The organism is Streptomyces sp. NRRL F-5126 (assembly GCF_000721265.1).
Lineage (GTDB): Bacteria > Actinomycetota > Actinomycetes > Streptomycetales > Streptomycetaceae > Streptomyces.
Genome location: NZ_JOFZ01000006.1, coordinates 298,923 through 323,911, shown reverse-complemented (window position 1 = coordinate 323,911; position 24,989 = coordinate 298,923). Strand labels below are relative to the sequence as shown.

Below are 24,989 nucleotides of genomic sequence, written 5' to 3'. Positions count from 1 at the left end.
CCATGGACAGCGCGCTGAGGCTTCTGACACCGTTGTTGATGTCAGCGCGGAACACCTCGTGAAAGCGTGGAGGGGCGATGTCGTACCGGCTTCTACTGATGTGCGGAAGTATTCGCCGTGAGTCATTGAATCGGCGTCTGCTTTCCCTCGCGGAAGGCGTTGCCGACAGTAGCCCCGGGCATTTCCGGGCGAGCTTCCTCGATATTCGCCGCCTGCCCTTTTATGACGGTGACAAAGAGGTCGTGGACACCCCGGCCGAGGTGGTGCGGGCCAAGAGGACGGTGGGGGAGTGCGACGGCCTGGCCATCGCGACGCCCGAGTACAACGGCGCGCCGTCCGGCGTCCTGCAGAACGCCCTCGACTGGCTCTCCCGCCCGTGGGGTGACAGCCCGCTCACCGGAAAACCGGTGGTCACGCTCAGCGCCTCGCCCGGCCCCGAAGGCGGACGCACGGCCCAGGAGCGGCTCCGGGGCATCCTGATGCGCTGCGGGGCCGAGCCGGTGGGCGACCCGCTGGCCGTGCCGTGCGCGGACTGGCTGTGGGATCCGCAGCCGACCCGCTTCGACTCCGTGCTGGCCGGCCGTGTCCGCGCACTGCTCGACTCGCTGGCGTCGTCCCGGCCGCTCGCCGGGTCGGCCTGAGCCGGGCGACGCCGCCCGCCCGGCCGCACGCCGACCCCGGCTCCCGCCCCGCGGCACAGCCCGCCCGTGTCCTGTGCCGCCCCAAGACCTGCTCCCCCCTGCCAGGCCGGGGGAGCGCCAGATGTGCCATCCGCCAGGTGGCACGCCCAGCTACCGCCCGATCACGACAGGAGGTGAACCCCCATGCGCAAGATCGTCCGTTGCACCCCGTGGCCCTGGATCAGCTGATCTGACGGAGGGCGCCGCGCCGGCCACCCGGCCGGCGCGGGCCCGCCATTGAGCGGCGGCCGCCGTCCCTGGGCGAGGTGCCTTTGCGGCCTTCTCCCTTGGTACGGCGGCCGTCGCGCCCGTCTGCCCCACCCGGAAGGAGCACCGTTCCCCATGACCCCGACCCTCACGGAGCGCATCACTCGTATCGTCAGCCGGCCGGACGGCGGTCTGCTCGCCGCCGACGTGCTCGGCAACGTACACCTGCTGGACACGGACCTTCGGGTGCTCGCCTCGTCCGGCGCCACGTCCCGCGCGCAGGACCCGGCCGGCGACCCCGTCTTCGCGATGGCGCTCGCCGGGCGGTGGCTCATCACCCGCGACAAACGCGGCACCGTCTCGCGCTGGGACGCGGCCACGCTGCGGCTCGTCGACAGGCTCGACGCCGCCGCCACCTGCGACAGGTCGCTGCTGATGGAGGGCGAGGAGCCGTCGCCCACCATGGTCCGCGGCATCGGTGTCTTCAACGGCAAGGTCTACCTCAGCAACGGCTACTTCCAGCTCGTCGTGCTCGACCTGGACACCTTCGCGGTGGAACGCGTCCAGCCGTGGTCGCAGAAGTTCGCCCGTCTCGAATGGTTCTGCACCGACGCGCCGGGCGTGCAGGCCGTCTCGGACCGCAGCGGGAAGGTGTACATCGGATCGCTCGACGACCTGGACTTCCCGATCGTGAGCCAGGTCGACAGCTCCAACATCCACCGCCTGCTGTACGACGGCCGCCACGGACGTCTCTGGGCCACACTCGACGGCGGCACCGGCGACGACCGCGCCATCCGCAACGGCGTGGCCACGGTCGGCCTCGACGGGCAGGTCGTCGAGCGGTCGCTGTTCGCGCGCAACGACGTCGAGGCGATGGCGTTCTCGCCGGACTACTCCAAGGCCTACGTCGGCGGGTTCGACGGGGAACTGCTCATCTACGACAACACCTCGCCCCAACTGCGCATCGACAAGCGCGTCAGCGGCTTCAGCCACCAGATCTTCGACATCGCGGTCGACACCGCAGGCGGCGCCGTGCACGTACTCGGCCAGGACGGGGAGATCGCGACGGTCGACCCCGACGGTGTGTTCATCGGCCGGCTCGGCTACGCACGCCAGTGTGCATGGGACATCCGCCCCGTGCCGGGCGGCGACGGGCGGCTCGCCGTCGCGACGGACGACGGGGCGGCGCTCGTCGACGTGGTCGAACGGTGCCCCGGCCACCCCGCACTGAGCCTCGCCGCACACGACACGGGCGGCACGGGCTTCACCCGCCGCGTACTGCCCACCGAGGACGGCTGGTTCGGCATCGCCTGGCCCCGCGAGGTGCTGCGCGCCGAGGGCGGGGACCGCCGCGCCTGGAGCGTGCAACTGCCCGGCATCGTCCACACGCTGGCGCTGTCGCCCGACGGGACCCGGCTGCTCGCCGCGTGCAACACCGGCGGCATCGAGCTGGACGCACGCACCGGGCGGGAGACGGGCCGGATCACCGGCCTGCCGGCCTCGGCCTGGGTCAGCGGCTACCTCCCGGACGGGCGGCGCCTGCTCGGCACGCGCAACGGCCTGCTGCGCGCGTACGACGAGGCAGGCGAGGTGACGTGGGAGATCGACCTCGGCGGCTATCCCAAGCGGCTCGACGTGTTCGGCGAGCGGATCCGGGTGACCGGTTCGGGCGGTGTGAAGGAGTACCTCGCCGACGCGGAGAAGATGGACCGGCAGTTCGTCGAGCTCTTCGACAACACCGTGGAGAACGCCACACTGATCGACGGCACCCTGTGCGCCGTCTCCTACGGCATGCAGCTAGGCGCCTTCGACTACGAGACCGGTGAACTCATCGGATTCGTCGAAGACTTGCCCGACTTCACCAAGAGCATCGCCTCGTTCCACGACTCCACGGGCGCCCCGGTCATCGTCGTCGGCGGGCGCGGCGGCTTCCTGCGCCTGTATCGGCTCGACCGCTCGTCACGCGAGCAAGTCCTGCGGCCTCTGCGCGAGTTGTGGCTGCCCAGGACCCCCGTCACCGGAACGCTGGAAGTGAAGGCAGAGGCCGACAGCGCGGACACCCGATGAGCGGTGACGAGGAGAGCGCCCGCGCCCCGGGGGACACCCTGGCCCCCGCCGCCCAGCCGCAGGAACCCTCCCCCCTGCGCGACCCCCGCTTCCGCGTCTTCGCCGCCGGCAACGCGCTGAACAACGTGGGGGAGGCCGTCTACGCCACCGCGCTGCCCCTCATGGTCTACGACCTCACCGGGTCCCTCGCGTCGATGTCCCTGCTGGCCGCGGCCGTCCCGCTGAGCCTCGTCGCCGGGCCGTGGCTCGGCTCCGCCGCGGACCGCTGGGGGCCGAGGGTGCTGGTGGTGCCAGGACTGCTGGTCCAGGCGACGGGCGCCGTCGCCATGAACCTGAGCGTGACGGCAGGCCACGCCTCGACCTGGCTGCTTTTCGGGTGCGCCTTCCTGGTCGCCCTGGGCGGCTCCGCCTACCTCACCGGCTGGATCACCGGCGTCCCGTCGATGTTCCCCGACTGCAAGGTCCGCGCACGCGGCACGCTCAACAGCGTCTTCTTCACCACCACCGTGACGGGCCCGCTGCTGACCACGGCGACCCTGCCGTGGATCGGCTACACCGGCCTGCTGTGGCTGAACGCGACCACCTTCGCCGCGCCCATCGCCGTGTGGCTCATGGGGATCCACCCACCGCGCCAACGGCGCGCGCCCGCCGCGCGGCCCCGCACCGGGCACGGGGTGCGCGAGGGATGGCGCGCCGTCGCCTCCGACCCGCGCATGCTGACCATCACGGCCGTCCACGTCGTGCTGTCGCTGGTGTGCGGCGCGGGCCTGCAGGCCCTGCTCGTCTACGACCTGCGCCACCACTGGCACATGTCGAGTGCCGTGTCCTCGGCGGTGATCCTCGCGTCGAACGCCTTCATGCTGGTGGGCAACCTGCTCGTCGCCCAGCGTGCCACCTTCCGCCCGCACCTGTCGCTGACGCTCGGCACCGTCCTGCGGACCCTGACGCTGTTCCTGCTCGCCGCGCCGCTGCTGCCCGCCTTCCTCGGCGGGCTCGTGCTCGGCGCCCTCGGCCAGGGGGCCGTCCTGAGCACCATGGTGATGATGCGCGTCAAATACATCCCGCAGGACGTGCTGGGGCGCTCGTCCGGGCTCCTGTCCCTCCTCGCGGGCGGCGCGGCCCTGCTGTCACCCGTGGTGACGCCCGCGCTCAGCCACGCGCTGGGCGTCCGGGGCGCGTTCTGCGTCCTCGGGCTGCTGTCGCTGTCCACGCTCGGCTACCTGCGCCGCACCTGGCGCGCCTGGGAGGCCGCCGACCGCCTCCCGCCGGCCGGCGCGCGTCCAGCCGTCGCCGACGCCACCAGCGGGGGGACGACATGAACAGGACCGCACGCACCGGCGATTCGGCCGCAGGCGCCGACCCGCGCCTGGTGCGCCCGGCGCCGGCGCCTGACGACGGCGAACAGGGCCGCGCCCCCGACCGCGGCTCCGCACGCGTCCGCACGAGCGTCACCGTCCCGCTGCGCTGCGCGGATCGCACCCACCAGGCCACCGTGGCCACCTTCCACGACCTCGTGGACGGGTGCGAGCACCTCGCCGTGCTGCTCGGCCCCCCACATCCGGCCGTCCCCCTGGTGCGGCTGCACTCCGAGTGCCTCACAGGCGACGTGTTCGGCTCCGAGCGCTGCGACTGCGGTGCACAGCTGGACGAGGCGCTGACCCGCATCGCCGCGGTCGGCGGCGTGCTGCTCTACCTGCGCCAGGAGGGCCGCGGCATCGGCCTCTACAACAAGCTCGACGCCTACCGCCTCCAGGACCACGGCCTCGACACGTACGCCGCCAACCGCGCACTCGGCATGGACGACGACGCGCGGGACTACACCGCGGCCGTCCAGATGCTCCGCGCGCTCGGGCACGACGAGATCGACCTGCTCACCAACAACCCCGACAAGCGGCGCCAGCTGGAACGCGGCGGCATCCGCGTACGCCGCGTGGTGGCGACCGCCGTCCACCTGACGGCGCACAACTCCGCCTACTTGCAGGCGAAGGCGACCGTCACCGCGCACACCCTCTCGATGGAAGGACTACGCCATTGATCCGCCACAAGGGACCGATCAGCGGCATCGCCACGCACGGCGGCCGGTACGTCGCCACCGCCGGCTACGACAACCAGGTCATCCTGTGGGACGCGGCGACACGGCGGCCCCTCGCGCGCGCCGTGCACGACCACCTCGCCAACCACGTCGCGTTCTCCCCGGACGGCCGGTACCTGCTCAGCTCGTCGAGCGACTACACGGCGCGGCTGTGGTCGGTGCCCGACCTGGTGCTGCGGGCGGTGCTCTCCGGGCACGAGGACGACGTCGAGATGGCCGCCTGCCACCCGGAGCGCGAACTGGTCGCCACCGCGTCGCGTGACCACCGCGTACGCGTCTACGACTACGGCGGCAGGCTGGTGGCGAGCTTCGCCGGGCACAGTGCGGACGTGATCTCGGCCGAGTGGGTCGCCGGCACCGACGAACTGGTCTCCTCCAGCGACGACGGCACGGTCAAGCGCTGGTCGCTCACGACCGGCGCCCTCGTCTCCGACATCGACCTCGACGGGGTCGAGACGGACACCATCGCCATCACGGCCGCGGGCCTCGTGTACGCGGGCAACGACCGGGGCGAGGTCGTGCGCCTCACCGAGCGCGGGGCAAGGCGCTTCCCCGCCCACGAGGCGGGCATCAAGCGCCTGGTGTGGAACGCCGACGCGGGCACGCTGGTCAGCCTCAGCTACGACCGTACGGTGAAGATCTGGCGGATCGGCGCCGACGGCAGGCCCGACCTGGCCAGGACCGCGTCGCTGCCGGCGGCCGTGTGGCCGAGGTCCTGCGCCTTCCTCGACAAGGACACGCTGGTCTTCGGCACGTTCGGCTCCTGCTACGCGGTCTACGACACGGTCCGCGACGCGTGGGACCTGGACGGCGTGGAGCAGACGCCCGCGCTCAACGCCGTCACCGTGTCCCGAGGGCGCGTCTACACGATCGGCGACTGCGGCGTCGTCCACGTCGACGGCAAGCCGGCGGCCGAGACGGGCAGCCTGTGCAACTTCCTGATCGCCGCGGGCGGCAGGGTGCTGACGGGCGGCCAACTCGGCCGGCTCTTCGACGCCGACACCGGTGCGGTGCTGCTGGCACACCGCTCGCCGCTGAACTGCGCGGCCGCCTTCGAACGCGGCGGCGTCCCGCACGTCGTGGTCGGCGCGTACACCGGTGAGGGCCTGGTTCTGCGCGTCGAGGACGGCAGGGTCGAGCACGTCGCGACGCTGGAGCTGCACACCAACGCCGTGAAGGGGATCGCGGTGGCGGACGGGACGCTGTTCGCGGTCTGCGCGGACACGTCGGCGGCGTGGTTCTCCACCGGCACGCTCACCGAGACCGGCCGGCTGCCTGCGGCGCACGGCAAGATCGCCAACGGTTGCGCGGCGCTGCCCGGCGGGCGCTTCGCCAGCGTCAGCCGCGACCTGTCGCTGCGGCTGTGGCGGGGGACCTCGGCCACCGTCGTGCCCACCCCGCACGACCACTCGGTCAAGTGCGTGGCGGCCTCGGGCGACGGCCGGCGCATCGCGACGGGCTCCTACTTCGGCACGCTCGCCGTGCACGACACGGCGACCGGCGAGTGGAGCGTCACCCGGCCCGCCACCGCGGGCATCTCCAGCCTCCACTACGACGCCGCCGCCGACCGCTTCCTCGCCACCTCCTACGACGGCGCCGTCCACGAACTGGCGTAGAAGGGGCCATCGCCATGAAGGACGACTCCACGGGGCCAGGCCCCGACGCCAACCCCAACGGCCTGGAGGACCGCCAGGCCATGGGTCTTGGCAAGGCCTACAGCGACCGCGTCGAGCCGCAGGACATGCAGCGGCTGTGCCGCGGCCTCCACCGCGTCGACACGGCCGCGCTCGCGGCGGCCGCCGAGGACCCCGGCTCCGACGCCGCCACCCGCATGGCGGCCGGCCACCTCCTGGCGCTGTACGGCGATCCCCGCATCGACGTCGACCGCCCGGCCATGCTGGACGTCCCCGCCGCGCGCGTGCGGCTGGGCCTGCCCCCTGGGCGGGTGGACGAGGTGACCGCCGCCTGGCGGCACGTCGGGGTGAGACGCGAGTGGATCGCCAAGGAGGCGCCCGAGTACGCGGCGGACATCGCCGCCTTCCGCATCGCCCGTTACCCGGTCACCAACGGCGAGTACCGCACGTTCCTCACGGAGACGAAGGGAGCCTGGCTGCCCAGCTCCTGGCAGTTCGGCGTCCACCCGCCGCACCTGGCCAACCACCCGGTGTGGACGGTCGCGCCCCCGGCGGCCGACGCGTACGCGGCCTGGCTGTCGCGCCGCACGGGCCGGCGCTTCCGGCTGCCCACCGAGGCCGAGTGGGAGTACGCGGCCGGGGGCGGCGACGGACGCGAGTTCCCGTGGGGCGACCACTTCGCCGCGGGCCGCGCCAACACCGCGGAGACCGGGCCGCTCACCACGACGCCGGTGGGCATCCACCCCGCGGGGCGCAGCCCGTTCGGCGCGGACGACATGGGCGGCAACGTCGAGGAGTACGTGGCCGACGACTACCGGCCCTACCCGGGCGGCGAGAGCGTCCCCGACGACCTGCTGGCCGGCGGCCGCCCGTACCGCGTCGCGCGCGGCGGCAGCTTCACCCGCTACGGGGACCTCGCCCGCTGCCGCCGCCGCCACGGCTGGTTCCCCAAGGCCATCTACGCCATCGGCTTCCGGCTGGCCGAAACACCGTCATGAACCCCGGCAGCACAGCACGCACGGCAACAGGAGGAAGAGCCCGCATGGCCGAAGACCCCGGCAACGACGTCACCGTCGGCACGATCGGGACCAGTCGCGTCATCGCCGCCTCGGTCGCGACCGGCCGCGAACGGCTCGGCACGGTGGACGACTTCGTCGCGAACCTCAGCGACTTCGACCGCCGCGCCCGCGTCTGCCTCACCGACCCCGGAACCGACACCGGCACGCCGCTCTACCTCGACTACGTCACCGCCCAGGTGATGGCGTGGACGAAGGACGAGCTCGACCTGCTGTCCCGCGTGACGGCCGGGATCGGCGGCCTGCTCGCCGACCGCTGGCCTGAACTCCTGCCGCCTTCGGTCCACTTGGTGAAGACCACCGGCCAGGAGGAGAGCAGGGCCGCCTACACCCGTCACACCGAAACGGTCGTCCTGCCCGCCGGCAGGATCACCCCCGCGCTCGGGCCCTCCCCCGGCGGCGACCCGCTGTTCCCCCGCTCCAACACGACAGGCCTGCGCGACATCCTGCTGCACGAGCTCTTCCACGTGATCAGCAAGAACAACCCGGAACGCCGCAAGGCGCTCTACCGGCTGATCGGCTACACCCAGTTCGACGCCGCGGTCCAGCTCCCCGACGTGCCGTGGCCGGCCGCAGGCTGTGCCGCCACCCTCCCCGACCTGCGGATCACCAACCCGGACGCCCCCGGCCTCGACGTGTACATCACGCTCCCCGTCCCGCCGGCGCCCGGCAGCGCGCAGACCCCGGTGGAACGCCCGCTGCTGCCGCTGCTCGCGGCCGACGCTCCCTACCGCGGCGGCAGCTTCTTCGGTTACCTCCAGTGGTGGTTCCTCGCGCTGAGGCGGGAGGACGACGGCTGGGTCGCCGACATCGGGCCCGACGGCCGCCCCATGACGTACCCGATGACGCCGGGGAGCACCCTCTGGCAGTCCTACCTGGACCGCGTCGGCCGCAATGTGCGGGGCGAGCTGTTCCATCCGGACGAGATCTGCGCCTCGAACTTCGTCCACGCGGCCCTCCTGCCCTCTGCCGCGCTGCTGACCAGCATGGACCACGTGCTCGCGGGTTCCGGGAGGTGACCATGAACGCGACAGGCGGCAAGGCGAGGCGGCCGGCGAGGCAGGGGGCGCGTCAGGGGGCGCGGCAGGACGGATGCCGGACGCGCGACGTGCTCGGCAGCGTCGGCGACAAGTGGTCGCTGCTCGTCGTCTCCACGCTCACATCGGGGCCTTTGCGCTTCACGGAGCTCAAGCGGTCCGTCGACGGCGTCAGCCAGCGCATGCTCACCGTCACGCTGCGCGACCTGGAGCGCGACGGAATCCTGGTCCGTACCGTCCGCAGCGTCATGCCCTCCCACGTCAGCTACGAGCTCACCCCGATGGGCAGGACTCTCCGCGACGCCATCACCCCGCTGATCGAGTGGAGCAAGGCGCACCTGCGCCACATCGACGCCGCCCGTGCACGCTTCCACGGCCCCGCCGGGCGCGCGGGCGGTGACGGCTGACCCCTGCCCGGCCGGGCAGGGCCCCGGGAGGCGCACGGCGTCAGGCCGTGTCCGCCCCGGAGTCGAGCAGTGTCGCCCCGATGCCCGCCACCACCGCGGCGAGGCCCGTGGCGAAGCCCTCGTCCTGGTGGGTGAAGATCTCGTGGCCCACGGCCGCCGCCGTCGGGAAGTCGGCGAGACGGCGGGCACGCGCGTCCAGGTCGAGGCCGGTCCCCGCGGTGCCGGGACGCGTCGTCGACTGCTCCTCGATGACGAAGCCGATGGTGTAGCTGTACGCGGTCGTCCAGGCGCGCCCGGCCGTCTGCGGGGTGAAGCCCGCGGTGACGAGGGTCGTCAGGAACGCCTCCATGGGACGGGCGTAGGTGGTGTCGGTGAAGAGAGTGCCGCTGTAGACCTTGGCGCCGTCGCGGTAGCGCAGCAGATGGTCGCGCAGGCCGGACATAGCGGTGGTGATGGCCTCACGCCAGTCCCGTGGCGGGTGCTCGGGGAGGTCGGCCGCCATCCGCCGCATCATCTCGGTCGCCATCTCGTCGAGCAGCGCCTGCTTGTCCTTGAAGTGCCAGTACAGCGCGGGCGCCTTCACGCCCAGTTCGCCGGCGATGGCGCGGAGCGTGAGCCCGTTGAGCCCCACGTCGTTGAGGAGGCGCAGGGCGGTGCGCGCGACGAGGGGACGGTCGAGTCGGGAGGTGGCCACAGCGCCAATCTATCGCCGCGCACCCGGCACGGCCTTGACAATTTAACGCTGTTAAGGACATGCTCGCGTACATGGAACTTAACAACGTTAAGGACGTGCTCGTCGTCGGCGCGGGCCCCGCGGGGCTCGCCCTCGCCTGCGACCTGCGCAGGCGAGGCGTCGAGGTGCTGGTCGCGGAGAAGGCGGACGCCCTGTTCCCCGGCTCTCGCGGCAAGGGCATGCAGCCGCGCACGCTGGAGGTGCTGGACGACCTGGGCGTCGCGCGCGACGTGCTGACGCACGGCGGCCGCATACCGGTGCCGATGATGTGGCGGGACGGCGAGCGCCTGGGCGAGCGCCCGATGTTCGAGCCCGTCGAGCCCACCGAGGCAGAGCCGTACAACCTCGCATGGGCGATCCCGCAGTGGCGTACGCAGGAGATCCTGCACGCACGCCTCCTGCGCCTCGGCGGCTCCGTCGCGTTCGGCGAGGAGCTGACGGGCCTGACGCAGGACGGCACCTCGGTCGAGGCCGAGTTCGCCTCCGGCCGGCGCCTGAGCGCCCGGTACGCGGTCGCGGCGGACGGCGGGCGCAGCACGGTGCGCCGGCTGCTGGGTGTGGCGATGCGCGGCGAGGACGTCGCGCCCACGCCGATGGTGGTCGCCGACGTGCGCATCCCCGGACTCGACCGGGACAACTGGCACACGTTCGCCGGGGAGGACGGGGACGGGGACGGGACCTTCCTCGCGCTGTGCCCGCTGCCGGGTACCGCGGACTTCCAGCTCGCGGCCGGCCTGCCGCCCGGCTCGGCGCCCGACCTCACCCCCGACGGCATACGCGGCCTCATCGCGGCCCGTACGCACCTGGCCGCGTCCGACGTGGCAGAGGTGGCGTGGTCGTCCGACTTCCGGCCGCGCGCCGCGCTCGCCGACCGTTTCCGCGCGGGACGTGTCTTCCTCGCGGGCGATGCCGCGCACGTCCACTCGCCCGCAGGCGGTCAGGGCCTCAACACCAGCGTCCAGGACGCGTACAACCTCGGCTGGAAGCTCGGCCAGGTCCTGCGGGCGGGCGCCCCCGACGCGCTGCTCGACACGTACGAAGGCGAACGGCGCCCGGTGGCGGCCCAGATGCTCGGCCTGTCCACGCGTATTCACCGCGGTCAGGAGCGGCGCGGCGAGAAGACCCGCCAGCTGGGCCTCACCTACCGGTCGGGCCCGCTCGCCTCGGGCGCCGCCGGCGCCCTCGCGGCGGGCGACAGGGCGCCCGACGGCCCCATGCCCGACGGGACGACGATCTTCGACGCCCTGCGCGGCCCGCACTTCACGCTCCTGCGGATGGCGACGGACGCCCCGCTGCCCGACGGGCTGCCGCCCGCCGTGCGCGTGCGCGAGCAACCCACCGCGTACGCCCCGTACGGCAAGGGCCTCTTCCTCGTGCGCCCTGACGGGTACATCGGCTGGGCCGGTGAGGACGCCGGCGGGCTGCGGTCCTGGCTGGAGTCCGTCGGACTGGCCTGACGGCCGCGGCGCCAGGGGGGGAAAGCCGGAGCCCTACCCACCGCCGCCACTGGTCATGCCACCCATCGGGGGCGGCGTTCGCTCAACTGGCTGAAATTTTTCCCGTTCGTACGCGGTTGATCCATTGGGAGCCCTACCCTTCGACAGGTGAGCCAGACGATGTCCCAAGAGTCCGACGCCGAACTGCCCGGCGAAATCGCACTTCCGGGCGTGCTGCCCGAGGAGCTGCGCGCCGAGCTGGTCGCGTTCCGGCGGGACATGCACATGCACCCCGAGCTCGGGCACCAGGAGGTGCGGGCCACCGCGGCGCTCAAGCAAAGGCTGGAAGCGGCCGGTCTCGCGCCCCGCGTGCTGTCCATGGGGACGGGCCTGATGTGCGACATCGGCACGCCTGACCCCGCGCGTCCCATGCTCGCCCTGCGCGCCGACATCGACGCGCTGCCCATCCCGGACACCAAGGACGGCGTCCCCTACCGCTCCACCGCGCCCGACCGGGCGCACGCGTGCGGTCACGACGTGCACACGACCGTCGTGCTCGGCGCCGGGCTCGTCCTCCTCGACCTGCACAGGCGCGGCCTCCTGCCGCACGCCGTGCGCCTCGTCTTCCAGCCCGCCGAGGAGGTGCTGCCCGGCGGCGCGCCCGAGGCTGTCGAGTCCGGCGTGCTGGACGGCGTGGGCCGCATCCTCGCCGTGCACTGCGACCCCAAGGTCGACGCGGGACGCATCGGGCTGCGCGTCGGCCCCATCACGTCCGCCTGCGACCGCGTCGAGATCGCGCTCGACGGCCCCGGCGGGCACACCGCGCGCCCGCACCTGACGACCGACCTGGTCACGGCCGCCGCCAAGGTCGCCACCGACGTGCCCGCGCTGCTCGCGCGCCGGGTCGACACGCGCTCCGGGCTCGTGCTCACGTGGGGCCGCATCGCGTCGGGTCACGCGGCCAACGTCATCCCGCAGCACGCGGAGCTGTCCGGCACGGTGCGCTGCCTCGGCCTCGACGCCTGGCACGACGCGCCCGACCTCGTGCACGCGGCCGTCGACGAGGTGGCCGCGCTGCACCACGCCAAGACGGAGATCACCTACGTGCGCGGCGTACCGCCCGTCGTCAACGACGCCGCCATGGCCGATCTGCTGCGGGCCGCCCACACCGCGCGGCGTGGCGCCGACGCCGTCGAGGACACCGAGCAGAGCCTCGGCGGCGAGGACTTCTCCTGGTACCTGGAGGACGTGCCGGGCGCCATGGCGCGCCTCGGTGTCCGCCCGCCGGGCGAGGGCGCGCGCTACGACCTCCACCGTGGTGATTTCGACGTCGACGAAGAGGCGATCAAGGTGGGAGTCGAGCTGTTCACGGCCGCCGCGCTGCTCGACGGCAACCGGCTGTAACCGCGGGCGACACCTTCTGTTCGCGACGATCCGATAACGGCTTCCGTAGGGGCCTTTATCTGACATCTACGCGCGTTACGATCGCCGCGAAACCAGCGCCGGAAGAGGCGCTTCGGTCAGTTTGAAGGGACCACCCTCTTGCGCCGGGTAACCAGGATCGCCGCGTCGGGCATAGCCTCCGCCGCGCTCGCGCTGTCTGTCGCCGCCTGCGGCAGCACGTCGGAACAGAAGGCACAGGACGACGCTTCCTCCAGCGCTTCCGGTGCCAAGGGCGGCGTCAAGGTCGGCGTCGCCTACGACGTCGGTGGTCGTGGTGACCACTCCTTCAACGACTCGGCCGCGCGCGGTATCGACAAGGCCAAGAAGCAGTTCGGCGGCTCCGTCAAGGAGCTGACGGCGAAGACGACGGACACCGAGGCCGACCGCCTCGACCGCCTCTCGCAGCTCGCGCAGGCCGGCTACAACCCGGTCGTCGGCATCGGCTACGCCTACGCCAACTCCATGAAGCAGGCCGCCGCGAAGTTCCCGGACACGACCTTCGGCATCGTCGACTCCTCGGTCGACGCGAAGAACGTCGACAGCATCGTCTTCACCGAGGCGGAGAGCTCCTACCTCGGCGGTGTCGCCGCCGCGCTGAAGACCAAGAGCGACCAGGTGGGCTTCATCGGCGGTGTGGACGTGCCGCTGATCAAGAAGTTCCAGGCGGGTTACGTGCAGGGCGTGCACGACACCAACCCGAAGATCAAGGTGGACGTGCAGTACCTGTCGCACGGCTCCGACACCTCCGGCTTCGCGAGCCCCGACAAGGGCAAGGCGGCCGCGCAGGGCATGCTCGACAAGGGCGCGGACGTCATCTTCGCGGCGGCCGGCTCGTCCGGCTCGGGCTCGATCGAGGCCGTCCACGGCAAGAAGGGCACCTGGGCGATCGGCGTCGACTCCGACCAGTACAACCAGCCCTCGCTGTCGCAGTACAAGTCCTCGATCCTCACGTCCGTCGTCAAGAATGTCGACGTCGGCGTGTACGACCTGGTCAAGTCGGTCCACGACAAGAAGCCGCTGACCGGCACCAACACGTACTCGCTCGCCAAGAACGGCGTCTCGCTGACCTACAGCGGCGGGTTCATCAACGACATCAAGTCGAAGATCGACGCGGCCAAGCAGTCGATCGTCGACGGCAAGGTCAAGGTCAAGACCACCCCGTGACCGCTGCCGGCCCGGTGAGGCGGCCCCCCGGCCGCCCTTCACCGGGCCGGTGCCGTGTCCGCGTGGTCCGTCCGCCGGAGCTCGTCCACAGGTAACGGAACGAGCCATAACGAAGTGTCAACTCTACGCGCGTAGTGGGGAGTTGACGCGCACGTGACGCGCTAGCGTCCGAACGCCCCCCTCTCCACCCCTCCTTACCAACGAGGAGAGTGCGCCATCAACGCGTCAAGCCCTCCCCCCGCGGTCGAGCTCCGCGGCATCACCAAGCGGTTCCCCGGCGTCGTCGCCAACAAGGACATCGACATCACGGTACGCAGAGGCACCGTGCACGCCCTGTGCGGCGAGAACGGCGCGGGCAAGTCGACCCTGATGAAGATCCTCTACGGCATGCAGAAGCCGGACGAGGGCACCATCGCCGTCGACGGCACCGAGGCCGCCTTCTCCAGCCCCGCCGACGCCATCGCCCGCGGCATCGGCATGGTCCACCAGCACTTCATGCTCGCGGACAACCTCACTGTCCTGGAGAATGTGGCGCTCGGCAGCGAGAAGCTCTACGGGATCGGCGGCAGGGCACGCGCCAAGATCCGCGAGATATCCGACGCCTACGGGCTCGGCGTGCGCCCCGACGCGCTCGTCGAGGGGCTCGGCGTCGCCGACCGCCAGCGCGTGGAGATCCTCAAGGTCCTCTACCGCGGCGCCCGCACGCTCATCCTCGACGAGCCCACCGCGGTGCTCGTGCCGCAGGAGGTCGACGCGCTCTTCGACAACCTGCGCGAGCTCAAGTCCGAGGGCCTGACCGTCCTGTTCATCTCGCACAAGCTGGGCGAGGTGCTGTCCGTCGCCGACGAGATCACCGTCATCCGCCGCGGCACGACGGTCGGCACCGCCGACCCGCGCTCCACCACCGCGCGGCAGCTCGCCGAGCTGATGGTCGGCAGCGAACTGCCGACCCCCGGAGCCCGCGAGTCCACCGTGACGGACGAGCCCGCGCTCGCCGTGAGCGGCCTCAGGCTGACCGCCACCGACTCCGACGGCGTCGTGCGCGAGGTGCTCGGCGGCATCGACTTCACGATCCACCAGGGCGAGGTCCTCGGCATCGCCGGCGTGGAGGGCAACGGCCAGGCCGAACTCGTCGAGGCAGTCATGGGGATGCGCACCCCTGACTCAGGCACCGTCGTGCTCGGCGGCCAGGACATCTCCCACGTGCCGACCCGCACCCGCCGCGAGCGCGGCATCGGCTACATCCCCGAGGACCGCCACCGGCACGGCCTGCTGCTGGAAGCGCCGCTGTGGGAGAACCGCATACTCGGCCACGTCACCGAGACCCCCAACTCCAAGCGCGGCCTGATCGACGCGCGCGCCGCACGCCTCGACACCGAGCGGATCGTCGAGGAGTACGACGTGCGCACGCCCGGCATCGAGGTCACCGCGGCCTCGCTGTCCGGCGGCAACCAGCAGAAGCTGATCGTCGGCCGCGAGATGAGCCACCACCCGAAGCTCCTGATCGCGGCGCACCCCACGCGCGGCGTGGACGTCGGCGCGCAGGCCCAGATCTGGGACCAGATCAGCGAGGCGCGCCGCGAGGGACTCGCCGTGCTGCTGATCTCCGCCGACCTGGACGAGCTGATCGGCCTGTCCGACACACTCCGGGTGATGTACCGGGGCCGGCTGGTCGCCGACGCCGACCCGGCCACCATCACCCCCGAGGAGCTGGGCTCGGCGATGACCGGCGCATCCAGCGGCCACCTGGACCACGAGGCCGTGGGCGCGAGCGCCCCGGAAGGCGGCGAAGAAGGATGAACAAGCTCACCGCACGCATCGACAAGGAGCGGCTGCTCCTCGCGATCGCGGCCCCCGTACTCGCGGTCGTCGCGGCGCTCGTGGTGACCGCGCTGGTCATCCTCGCCACCGGCAAGAACCCCTTCGAGGCGTTCAACGACATGCTGTCGTACGGCTCGGCGAGCGACAGCCAGATCTACATCCTGAACAAGGCCACGACGTACTACCTCGCGGGCGTCGCCGTCGCCGTCGGCTTCCGGATGAACCTGTTCAACATCGGCGTCGACGGCCAGTACCGCATCGCCGCGTTCTTCGCGGCCGTCGTCGGCGGGGCGCTGCACCTGCCGGGGCCGCTGCAGATCATCGTGGTCATCCTCGTCGCGATGGTCGTCGGCGCCATGTGGTCGGGCATCGCGGGCATCCTCAAGACCTCGCGCGGGGTCAGCGAGGTCATCTCCACGATCATGCTGAACTCCATCGCGACCGCCGTCATCGCCTACCTGCTGCAGCCGGACAAGCTCGGGCAGCTGGACGACGCCGGCACGCTGGTGTCCACCAAGACCCTGCCGAAGTCGTCCTGGTTCTTCACGTTCAACGCAGGCCCCGCGGGCGATCTGTGGGGCTTCATCGTGATCGCCGCGCTGGTCGGCGTCGCCTACTGGTTCGTGCTCGGCCGCACCCGCTTCGGCTTCGACCTGCGCGCCGTCGGCCGCTCGGAGAGCGCGGCCGAGGCCAGCGGCGTCGGCGTGAAGAAGATGGTCGTCACCAGCATGGTCATCTCCGGCGCCGTCGCGGGCCTGGTCGGCATGCCGACCCTGCTCAACGACAGCCACGCGTTCTCCAACGACTTCCCGCTGGGCGTCGGCTTCACCGGCATCGCCATCGCGCTGCTCGGCCGCAACAACCCGGTCGGCATCGCGATCGCCTCGCTGCTGTGGGGCTACCTGGAGCGCACCACGGGCCACCTGGAGCTCATCGGCTACGACAAGGAGATCCTCGGCGTCATCCAGGGCGTGATCGTCCTGTGCGTCGTCATCGCCTACGAGCTCGTACGCCGCTTCGGCCTGCGCCGCCAGCAGCAGCGCGTGGGAGCCGAACTCGCCGCCCAGGCGGCGGCCACCGCCACCGACGAGAAGCTGGAGGTGGCCCGATGACCGCCACGACCACCGTCACCCCGCCGCCCGCCGCGCCGAAGGCGCCCGGCGGCAAGCCGGCGGGCCGCGGCAGGCTCTCCGTAGCGAAGATCCTGCTGATCGTCGCCGCCGCGCTGGTCCTGATCTCCGCGGTGCGGATGCTCACCGGCTCCCAGCAGCTCGACTCCGAGGGCCAGATCGCCGCCGCGCTCGGCCTCGCCGTGCCGATCGGCATGGCAGGACTCGCCGGCCTGTGGTCGGAGCGCGCGGGCGTCGTCAACATCGGCCTCGAGGGCATGATGATCCTCGGCACGTTCGGCGCCGGCTGGATCGGCTGGCAGACCAGCCCCTGGCTCGGCCTGCTGGCCGGCGTCGCCTTCGGCGTGGTCGGCGGCCTGATCCACGCCGTCGTCACCGTCACCTTCGGCGTCGACCACATCGTCTCCGGTGTCGCGATCACCCTGCTCGCGCAGGGCGTCACGCAGTACCTCGCGAAGCTGTTCTTCAACCACGGCGACGCGCTCAACAAGGGCGGCAACCCCAAGCAGTCGCCGCCCGTCGACTCGCTGCCCCAGTTCACCGTGCCCGGCCTGTCCAGCGGGCTGAACTCGATCGCGAAGCACCACTGGTTCCTGGTCTCCGACCTCGCCGGCATCGTTGGCGGCATCTTCACGAAGCTGTCGGTCCTGACGATCCTCGCGGCCGTGCTGTTCGGGCTGACGTGGCTGATCCTGTGGCGCACGTCGTTCGGGCTGCGGCTGCGCTCCGTCGGCGAGAATCCCGTCGCCGCCGAGTCGCTCGGCGTCAACGTCTACTCGTACAAGTACATCGGCGTCATGATCTCCGGCGGCCTGGCCGGATTCGGCGGTGCGTTCCTCGCCATGGTCTCCTCGCACTTCTACCTGGAGGGCCAGACCGGCGGCCGCGGCTACATCGGCCTCGCGGCGATGATCTTCGGCAACTGGCGGCCGGGCGGGCTCGCCATGGGCGCGGGTCTTTTCGGCTTCTCCGACGCGCTCCAGTTGCGCAGCGGGGGTGAAACCGTGCACGCGCTGCTCCTGCTGCTCGTGGTGCTGCTGGTACTGCTGGGTGCATGGAAGGCGTACAAGAAGGCGACGGTGCAGGCGATCGTCAGCGGCGCGGTGGCCGCGCTGATCCTGGTGTGGTACCTGCTGACGGACTCGGTCCCGGACGACTTCGTCGGCGCGACCCCGTACGTGGTGACGCTGCTGGTGCTGTCCCTGTCGGCGCAGCGGCTGCGGATGCCGAAGGCGGACGGCCTGCGCTACCGGAAGGGCCAGGGGTCGTGACCGGCGCCGCCGCGCCCGACTGGGCGGCGCTGCGTGAGGCGGCGCGCGAGGCCATGTCGCGTGCGTACGCCCCGTACTCCCGCTACCCGGTCGGCGCGGCGGCGCTCGTCGACGACGGCCGCACGGTCACCGGGTGCAACGTCGAGAACGCGTCGTACGGCATCGGCCTGTGCGCCGAGTGCGGCCTCGTCTCCGCGCTGCGGCTGTCGGGCGGCGGCCGGCTCACCCACTTCACCTGCGTCGACGGCGCGGGCGCCGTGCTGGTGCCGTGCGGGCGCTGCCGCCAGCTGCTGTACGAGTTCGGCGGCCCCGCGCTCGTCCTGGAGACACCCGACGGGCTGCGCACGCTGGACGAGATGCTGCCGCAGGCGTTCGGCCCCGGCCACCTGGAGCCGGACGCCGCCTCGCAGGACGCCTCGCAGAAGGACCGGAACCACAAGAAATGAGCGACATGGACGTCATCTCGGTGATCCGCACCAAGCGCGACAAGGGCCGGCTGAGCCCGGAGCAGATCGACTGGGTGATCGACGCCTACACGCGCGGCGCGGTCGCGGACGAGCAGATGTCGGCGCTCGCGATGGCGATCCTGCTCAACGGGATGGACCGGGCCGAGATCGCCCGCTGGACCGCCGCGATGATCGGCTCGGGCGAGCGCATGGACTTCTCCGGGCTGACGAGGCCCACCGCTGACAAGCACTCCACGGGCGGCGTCGGCGACAAGATCACGCTGCCGCTCGCGCCGCTCGTCGCGGCCTGCGGCGCCGCCGTGCCCCAGCTCAGCGGGCGCGGCCTCGGCCACACCGGCGGCACCCTCGACAAGCTGGAGTCGATCCCGGGCTGGCGCGCGTCCCTCACGAACGAGGAGATGCTGCACGTGCTCGGCACCACGGGCGCGGTTATCTGCGCGGCCGGCGACGGGCTCGCCCCCGCCGACAAGAAGCTGTACGCGCTGCGCGACGTCACGGGCACCGTCGAGGCGATCCCGCTGATCGCGTCGTCGATCATGTCGAAGAAGATCGCGGAGGGCACGGGCTCGCTCGTCCTGGACGTGAAGGTCGGCTCCGGCGCGTTCATGAAGACGATCGAGGACGCGCGCGAGCTGGCGTCCACCATGGTCGGCCTCGGCACGGACCACGGCGTGCGGACGGTCGCCCTGCTCACGGACATGGCGACGCCGCTCGGCCGCACCGCGGGCAACGCGCTCGAAGTGCGCGAGTCGGTCGAGGTCCTCGCGGGCGGCGGCCCCGCCGACGTGGTCGAGCTGACGCTCGCCCTGGCCAGGGAGATGCTGGACGCGGCGGGCCTGACCGACGCCGACCCGGAGAAGGCACTCGCGGGCGGCGCCGCCATGGACGTGTGGCGCCGCATGATCGCGGCGCAGGGCGGCGACCCGGACGCGCCACTCCCCGTCGCCCGGGAGCAGCACGTGGTGACGGCGCCGACGACGGGCGTGCTCGGCCGCCTCGACGCGTACGACGTCGGCGTGGCCGCGTGGCGTCTCGGCGCGGGGCGAGCGCGCAAGGAGGACCCGGTGCAGGCCGGCGCGGGCGTCGAACTGCACGCGAAGCCGGGCGAGACGGTCCGCGCGGGCGAGCCGCTGCTGACGCTGCACACGGACACCCCGGAGAAGTTCGCGTACGCGCTTGAGGCCCTGGAGGACGCCTACGACATCGCCGCACCCGGCACGCCGTTCACGCCGACGCCGGTGGTCCGCGAGCGCATCGCCTGAGGCGGCCCGACGATCTGCGCGGCCGTGGCCACGATGAGTTCCCGTCGTGGCCGCGGTCCTGTTACGTGTGGCAGACACCGAGCGCATCGTCCTCACCCTGGCCGGTCCGCTGACGGCGGGCTCGGCGCCGCGTGCCTGCGCCGAGCTTGCCGCGCGCGCCGCGCCGGCCGTCGGCGGCAGCGCGCCGCTGGTCGAGGTGCGGGTCGGCCGGGCGGTACGTGCCGACCTGGCGGCCGTCGATGCGCTGGCGCGGCTGCGGCTGGCCGCGCGGCGGCACGGCTGCGAGCTGGTCGTGCGCGGCGCGAGCGCCGAGCTCGTCGCGCTGCTGCACGCCCTCGGGCTCGGGCGCCTCCTCCTGGCGGAAGGACCGTCAGCGGCGGGCTGACGCGCCCGCGGGCAGCCGCATCGGCAGGTCGAAGAGCGGGAACCAGCGCGCCGTGTCCAGGAACGAGTTGATCCCGCGGATCCTGCCGCCCGCTATCTCCATGACCATCAGCGCCCACGGCGTGTGCCCGTCGCCGTCCTCCGCCGCGTGGTAGTGCGCGAACGCCGGCATCCCGTTCGCCACGGTGGGCACGAGACGTGAGCCGCGGCAGACCGATCCCACGCCCTGCAGCCAGCCCACGATGTCGTCGTGGCCGCGCAGCCACAGGTCGTACGGGGGCATGGACAGCGTCGCGTCCTCGTGCAGCAGTGCCGTCAGGGCCTTCATGTCGTAGCCCTCGAACGCCGCCACATAGCGGTCCAGCAGCTCCTTCTGGCGCGTGTCCAGCTCGTCCGCCGTGTCCGTCGCCGCGGGCGCGGCCTCCGCGAGCGTCGCGCGGGCGCGCTGGAGCGCGCTGTTGACCGACGCGACCGTCGTGTCCAGCAGCTCGGCCACCTCGCTCGCCCGCCAGGCCAGCACCTCGCGCAGGATCAGCACCGCGCGCTGCTTCGGCGGCAGGTGCTGCAGCGCCGCCATGAAAGCCAGCCGGATCGACTCGCGCTCCACCGCCGTCTCCGCCGGGTCGGACACCTCCGGCAGCACCCGCACGTCAGGCGCGGGCTCCAGCCACGCCACCTCGGGGCGCGCCGTCAGCCGCGCCTGCGCGACCGGCGTCGCCTCCGTGAGATCCATCGGGCGCGCCCTGCGGTTGCCGGCCTTCAGCATGTCGAGGCAGACGTTCGTCGCGATCCGGTAGAGCCAGGAGCGCAGCGAGGACCGGCCCTCGAACCTGTCCATGGCACGCCAGGCGCGGACCATCGTGTCCTGCACCGCGTCCTCGGCCTCGAACAGCGAACCGAGCATCCGGTAGCAGTAGCCCGTCAGCTCCCTGCGGTGCTGCTCAAGACGGGCATCCAGATCCCGCCGCGTGACCGTCTCAGACATGTCGCTCACCCCGGTAACCCCGTCGCCCCCGAACGGGAGCCTGTCCTTCGGAAGCTACCGCAGCCCTCTGACAATCGCGGCTCGCCGCGAGGACAGCCAGGTCACAGTGGTGCGGGGGCCGCCGTCGCCGCGCGCTTGGCCGCGTACGTGCCGTACAGCGTGAGGGCGGCGACGCCCACCATCGCGGCGAGACCCATCACCACCGTCGCGGCCCATCCCGTCGAGTGGAACGCCGCGGCGCCGATCGCGCCGCCCGCGCTGCTGCCCAGGTAGTACGCCGCCTGGTAGAGCGCCGAGGCCTGCGCGCGACCCGACTTCGCCGTGTGGCTCACCGACGAGGACGCCACCGAGTGCCCCGCGAAGAAGCCCGCCGTGATCAGGACGAGCCCCGCGATCACGGCGGCGATCGAGTCCACCAGCGTGACCAGCAGCCCCGCGCTGGTCGTCGCCAGCGCCGCGTACAGCGTCCCGCGCCGGCCGAGGCGCGCCGCCATCCGGCCCGAGGACGCCGAGGTGAACGTGCCGACCAGGTACACCACGAAGACGGAGCCGACGACCCCCTGCGGCAGGCTGAACGGCGCCGCCACCAGCCGGTAGCCGATCACGGTGTACACCCCGCCGAACACCACCATGAACAGGGCCCCGATGGCGTAGAGCCGCAGCAGCAGCGGGTTCGAGAGGTGACCGCCCAGGGTCCTGCCGAAGGCGCCGAGACGCAGCGGGCGCGGCGCGAAGTTGCGTGCCCGCGGCACCAGCACCCGGAAGACCACCGCGCACGCGAGCGCCGCGACACCCACCGCGAGCAGCGCCGCACGCCACCCCCAGGCCTGCGACATCCAGCCCGTGAAGATCCGGCCGCTCATGCCGCCGATGCTGTTGCCCGCCACGAACAGGCCGATCGCGGAGACCAGCGCACGCCCGTCGACCTCCTCGGCGAGGAACGCCATCGCCGACGCGGGAAGCCCCGCGAGGGCCGCGCCCTGCACGGCGCGCAGCGCGATCAGCACCGCGAGGTTCGGCGCGAACGGCACCGCGAGCCCGACGGCCACGGCCACCACGAGCGACGCCGTCATCATCGAGCGCCTGCCGAAACGTTCCGACAGTGCGCTCAGCGGCACGACGGCCACGGCGAGCGCGCCGGTCGCCGCCGCGACCGTCCAGCTCGCCCCGCCCGGGGAGACGCGCAGCCCGTCCGAGACCGCCGGCAGCAGGGCCTGCGTCGAGTACAGCAGCGCGAAGGTCGCGATCCCCGCGACGAACAGCGCGAGGCTCAGGCGCCGGTAACCGGGCCGCCCGGGGGACAGGAGTGCGGGCGCCGCGGGCGCCTCGGTACTGACGGAGGCCATGTACGGGAACGTACGGAGCCATGGTTGATGCGTCCAATGCGTGCATCGGCGACAATCGTTCCCGTGGTGCATGAACACAGGTCCGAGCCGCGCGCGGCGGCCACGAGTGACGACAACCGCATCGACCGGGACGCCGGCTGGAACGCCGATCTGGCGCCCGAGAGGCCGGACTGGCCGGCCGTACTCACGCCCCGGCTGGCCCACTTCGCCCGGGTCGCCCGACACGAACACGTCACCCGGGCGGCGCTGGAGGCAGGCGTGCCGCAGTCGACACTCTCGCGCGCCATCGTCCGCCTGGAGCGCGACCTCGGCGTCGCCCTCTTCGCGCGCAGAGGCCGCACGGTCGCGCTGACCCCAGCGGGCCGGTCGTTCCTCGCCTCGGTGGAGAGCGCGCTCGCGGACATCGAGCGCGCCGCCGAGGCCGTACGGGCCGACGCCGACCCCGAGTCGGGCAGGGTCGCCTTCGGCTTCCTGCACACGATGGGTTCCGAGACCGTGCCTGGACTGCTGCGCGAGTTCCGCGCCGGCCATCCGCGCGTCAGGTTCCAGCTGGTGCAGACGTACGGCGAGGCCATGCTCGAACGGCTGCGCGCGGGCGAGCTCGATCTGTGCCTCACCTCGCCCGTGCCTGACGAGCCCGGCCTCGTCGCCCGCGGCCTCGACGAGCAGCGGCTGCGCCTCGTCGTGCCCGAGGGCCACCGGCTGGCACGGCGCAGGCGCGTGCGGCTCGCGGAGGCGGCGGACGAGGCGTTCGTGACCCTTGAGCCCGGCTTCGGGCTCCGCCGCATCACCGACGACCTGTGCGCGCAGGCGGGATTCCGCCCGCGCGTCGCCTTCGAGGGCGAGGAGGCGGAGACGCTGCGCGGCCTCGTCGCCGCCGGACTCGGCGTGGCGCTGCTGCCGCCCCCGGCGTTCGCGCGCCCCGGCGTCGCCGAACTGGTGGTGACCGCGCCGCGCGCGGCGCGCGACATCGGCGTGGCCTGGCTGGAGGGCCACCACGACACGCCGCCCGTGGCGGCGTTCAAGCGCTTCCTGCTGTCCCGCAGGGGCCGGCTCCTGCCCGCGTGACCTTGCCCACGTGAGTGGCGCCTGCCGCTGCCGCCTTCACCCGCGTCACGGGCGTCCCCAGCACCTACGCCCCCATGCCGCACGACGAGCTGCGTGCCGCCGTCCCCGATTTCGGCCACGACTACGCGGCGATGTTCCGGTTCTTCGCCGACCGCGACGTCCACGCCCGCGACCGGGACATCGGCCTCCTGCGGCGCCTGCACCCCGGCCTGATGACGTTCGAGGACTGGCTGCGCCGCACGGCGTGGACGGGATGACCACGCACGCGCGTCCACGAGGCGCACGTGAGCCCGCACGCGCGTCCGCACAAACGGGAGGGCCGGACGGATCCCCCCGGTCCGTCCGGCCCTCCCGTTGCCCCCGTGCCCCCGTGCCCCCGTTGCCCCGCCCTCGGGCCCGCCGGTCAGGCGACCAGCTCGCCGAAGGAGTCCTCCCGGTCCTCGCCGAAGCTGAGGACCTCGTCGCCGCGCAGCCGCCGCAGCGAGCGCCAGATGCTCGACTTCACCGTGCCGACGCTGATGCCGAGGATGTCCGCGATCTCCGGGTCGGTGCGGCCCTCGTAGTACCGCAGCACCAGCATCGTGCGCTGCATTTCCGGCAGGCGCGACAGCGCCTGCCACAGGACCGCGCGCAGCTCTGTGCCGCTCATCGCGTCCGGGCCCGCCGCCGGTTCGGGCAGCTCCTCGGTCGGGTACTCGTTCAGCTTGCGCCTGCGCCAGGCACTGATGTGCAGGTTCGTCATCGTCCTGCGCAGGTAGCCGCCGACCGCGGCCTTGTCGCTGATCCTGTCCCACGCGCGGTACGTGGAGAACAGCGCGCTCTGCAGCAGGTCCTCCGCCTCGTAGCGGTCGCCGGTCAGGTGGTAGGCGGCCGCGTAAAGGGAGGAGCGCCGCTCCTGGACGTAGGCGGTGAACTCCGCCGTGTTGTCCGTCTGCCCCGCGCGGTCCGCGCCCTCGGCGTGGAGCCCCCCGGTCTCCACGCCGCCGCGCGCCGCCGGCTCGACGACCGCCATGTACGGCGGCTTGTGCCGGCTGCCCGACCCGGCCCCCGCACCGGCCCCACGCACGCACGCCCGTCCGCTCACGGCACCGGACCGCTCCCCGGCCCCCATGTCGTGCAGACGCGTGACGACTGCCCCCGCAACCGTCTCGTGCAGTGCGTTCATCCCGCGCCCCCCTCGGTCGGAGCCTCGTGTTCCCTTACGCCGAAGAGCTTGCCGAACCCACTTCATCGCGCTGTCCCCCGACTGTCACAGAGGTGTCACAGGGGGGCGCCCGCA

General features: G+C 72.4%; 23 protein-coding genes. 19 read left to right on the top strand and 4 right to left on the bottom strand.

The features are described 5' to 3' along the window. Window positions 1-77: 77 nt before the first annotated feature. From IH48_RS34375 to IH48_RS0114310, 8 genes are all read left to right on the top strand, one after another. A complete protein-coding gene (locus IH48_RS34375) occupies window positions 78-641 on the top strand; it encodes an NADPH-dependent FMN reductase (RefSeq protein ID WP_078849716.1) in 564 nt (187 codons plus the stop codon). Window positions 642-1,022: 381 nt separating this feature from the next. Next, the gene (locus tag IH48_RS0114340; protein ID WP_030903555.1) at window positions 1,023-2,954 is read left to right on the top strand and encodes a WD40 repeat domain-containing protein; all 1,932 of its coding nucleotides are present in this window, start codon (window positions 1,023-1,025) and stop codon (window positions 2,952-2,954) included. Beyond that, window positions 2,951-4,273, top strand: a complete 1,323-nt coding sequence (locus IH48_RS0114335; protein ID WP_051839754.1) for an MFS transporter — start codon at window positions 2,951-2,953, stop codon at window positions 4,271-4,273. Before IH48_RS0114340 ends, IH48_RS0114335 begins: the two co-directional genes overlap by 4 nt. After that, complete coding sequence (locus IH48_RS0114330; RefSeq protein ID WP_078849715.1) at window positions 4,270-4,989, top strand: GTP cyclohydrolase II; 720 nt, start codon at window positions 4,270-4,272, stop codon at window positions 4,987-4,989. The genes IH48_RS0114335 and IH48_RS0114330 overlap by 4 nt, the downstream gene beginning before the upstream one ends. Next, window positions 4,986-6,662 (top strand): WD40 repeat domain-containing protein, encoded by a 1,677-nt coding sequence (locus tag IH48_RS0114325; RefSeq protein ID WP_030903552.1) that lies wholly within the window; start codon window positions 4,986-4,988, stop codon window positions 6,660-6,662. The genes IH48_RS0114330 and IH48_RS0114325 overlap by 4 nt, the downstream gene beginning before the upstream one ends. A 14-nt stretch (window positions 6,663-6,676) precedes the next feature. Beyond that, window positions 6,677-7,678: a formylglycine-generating enzyme family protein gene (locus IH48_RS0114320; protein WP_030903551.1), complete on the top strand. Its 1,002-nt coding sequence runs from the start codon at window positions 6,677-6,679 to the stop codon at window positions 7,676-7,678. Between the two features lie 44 nt (window positions 7,679-7,722). Further along, a complete protein-coding gene (locus IH48_RS0114315) occupies window positions 7,723-8,775 on the top strand; it encodes a hypothetical protein (protein ID WP_030903549.1) in 1,053 nt (350 codons plus the stop codon). Between the two features lie 2 nt (window positions 8,776-8,777). Beyond that, complete coding sequence (locus IH48_RS0114310) at window positions 8,778-9,200, top strand: winged helix-turn-helix transcriptional regulator (protein WP_051839752.1); 423 nt, start codon at window positions 8,778-8,780, stop codon at window positions 9,198-9,200. Between the two features lie 40 nt (window positions 9,201-9,240). On the opposite strand, the gene IH48_RS0114305 is transcribed toward IH48_RS0114310, so the two are convergent. Beyond that, the gene (locus IH48_RS0114305; RefSeq protein WP_030903547.1) at window positions 9,241-9,894 is read right to left on the bottom strand and encodes a TetR/AcrR family transcriptional regulator C-terminal domain-containing protein; all 654 of its coding nucleotides are present in this window, start codon (window positions 9,892-9,894) and stop codon (window positions 9,241-9,243) included. A gap of 71 nt (window positions 9,895-9,965) precedes the next feature. Here IH48_RS0114305 and IH48_RS0114300 point away from each other — a divergent pair, with 71 nt between their 5' ends. The 9 genes from IH48_RS0114300 to IH48_RS0114260 all read left to right on the top strand — a co-directional run bounded on the left by IH48_RS0114300 (window position 9,966) and on the right by IH48_RS0114260 (window position 20,312). Continuing rightward, entirely contained in the window at window positions 9,966-11,390 is a 1,425-nt protein-coding gene (locus IH48_RS0114300; protein ID WP_030903546.1) for an FAD-dependent monooxygenase, read from the top strand. Window positions 11,391-11,549: 159 nt separating this feature from the next. Continuing rightward, window positions 11,550-12,773, top strand: a complete 1,224-nt coding sequence (locus IH48_RS0114295) for an amidohydrolase (RefSeq protein ID WP_030903545.1) — start codon at window positions 11,550-11,552, stop codon at window positions 12,771-12,773. A 138-nt stretch (window positions 12,774-12,911) separates the two neighbouring features. Next, window positions 12,912-13,976, top strand: a complete 1,065-nt coding sequence (locus IH48_RS0114290; protein WP_030903544.1) for a BMP family lipoprotein — start codon at window positions 12,912-12,914, stop codon at window positions 13,974-13,976. Window positions 13,977-14,192: 216 nt separating this feature from the next. Then, complete coding sequence (locus IH48_RS0114285) at window positions 14,193-15,776, top strand: ABC transporter ATP-binding protein (protein ID WP_037841914.1); 1,584 nt, start codon at window positions 14,193-14,195, stop codon at window positions 15,774-15,776. Continuing rightward, a complete protein-coding gene (locus IH48_RS0114280; RefSeq protein WP_030903541.1) occupies window positions 15,773-16,909 on the top strand; it encodes an ABC transporter permease in 1,137 nt (378 codons plus the stop codon). The genes IH48_RS0114285 and IH48_RS0114280 overlap by 4 nt, the downstream gene beginning before the upstream one ends. Next, window positions 16,906-18,198: an ABC transporter permease gene (locus IH48_RS0114275; RefSeq protein ID WP_030903540.1), complete on the top strand. Its 1,293-nt coding sequence runs from the start codon at window positions 16,906-16,908 to the stop codon at window positions 18,196-18,198. Before IH48_RS0114280 ends, IH48_RS0114275 begins: the two co-directional genes overlap by 4 nt. After that, a complete protein-coding gene (locus IH48_RS0114270; protein ID WP_051839751.1) occupies window positions 18,195-18,644 on the top strand; it encodes a cytidine deaminase in 450 nt (149 codons plus the stop codon). Before IH48_RS0114275 ends, IH48_RS0114270 begins: the two co-directional genes overlap by 4 nt. Window positions 18,645-18,649: 5 nt before the next feature. After that, window positions 18,650-19,927: a thymidine phosphorylase gene (locus IH48_RS0114265; RefSeq protein ID WP_030903538.1), complete on the top strand. Its 1,278-nt coding sequence runs from the start codon at window positions 18,650-18,652 to the stop codon at window positions 19,925-19,927. A gap of 67 nt (window positions 19,928-19,994) precedes the next feature. Beyond that, the gene (locus IH48_RS0114260; RefSeq protein WP_030903537.1) at window positions 19,995-20,312 is read left to right on the top strand and encodes an STAS domain-containing protein; all 318 of its coding nucleotides are present in this window, start codon (window positions 19,995-19,997) and stop codon (window positions 20,310-20,312) included. Here IH48_RS0114260 and IH48_RS0114255 read toward each other — a convergent pair. Next, complete coding sequence (locus IH48_RS0114255) at window positions 20,298-21,296, bottom strand: sigma-70 family RNA polymerase sigma factor (protein ID WP_030903536.1); 999 nt, start codon at window positions 21,294-21,296, stop codon at window positions 20,298-20,300. The genes IH48_RS0114260 and IH48_RS0114255 overlap by 15 nt on opposite strands. A 101-nt stretch (window positions 21,297-21,397) precedes the next feature. Continuing rightward, window positions 21,398-22,642: an MFS transporter gene (locus IH48_RS0114250; protein ID WP_030903533.1), complete on the bottom strand. Its 1,245-nt coding sequence runs from the start codon at window positions 22,640-22,642 to the stop codon at window positions 21,398-21,400. Window positions 22,643-22,705: 63 nt separating this feature from the next. Here IH48_RS0114250 and IH48_RS0114245 point away from each other — a divergent pair, with 63 nt between their 5' ends. Further along, window positions 22,706-23,710 (top strand): LysR family transcriptional regulator, encoded by a 1,005-nt coding sequence (locus IH48_RS0114245; RefSeq protein WP_234434248.1) that lies wholly within the window; start codon window positions 22,706-22,708, stop codon window positions 23,708-23,710. A 14-nt stretch (window positions 23,711-23,724) separates the two neighbouring features. Next, on the top strand, window positions 23,725-23,967 hold the full coding sequence (locus tag IH48_RS0114240; protein WP_030903530.1) for a hypothetical protein: 243 nt from the start codon (window positions 23,725-23,727) through the stop codon (window positions 23,965-23,967). A 146-nt stretch (window positions 23,968-24,113) separates the two neighbouring features. Here IH48_RS0114240 and IH48_RS0114235 read toward each other — a convergent pair whose 3' ends face one another. Beyond that, window positions 24,114-24,875, bottom strand: a complete 762-nt coding sequence (locus IH48_RS0114235) for a SigE family RNA polymerase sigma factor (RefSeq protein ID WP_030903529.1) — start codon at window positions 24,873-24,875, stop codon at window positions 24,114-24,116. Window positions 24,876-24,989: the final 114 nt, after the last annotated feature.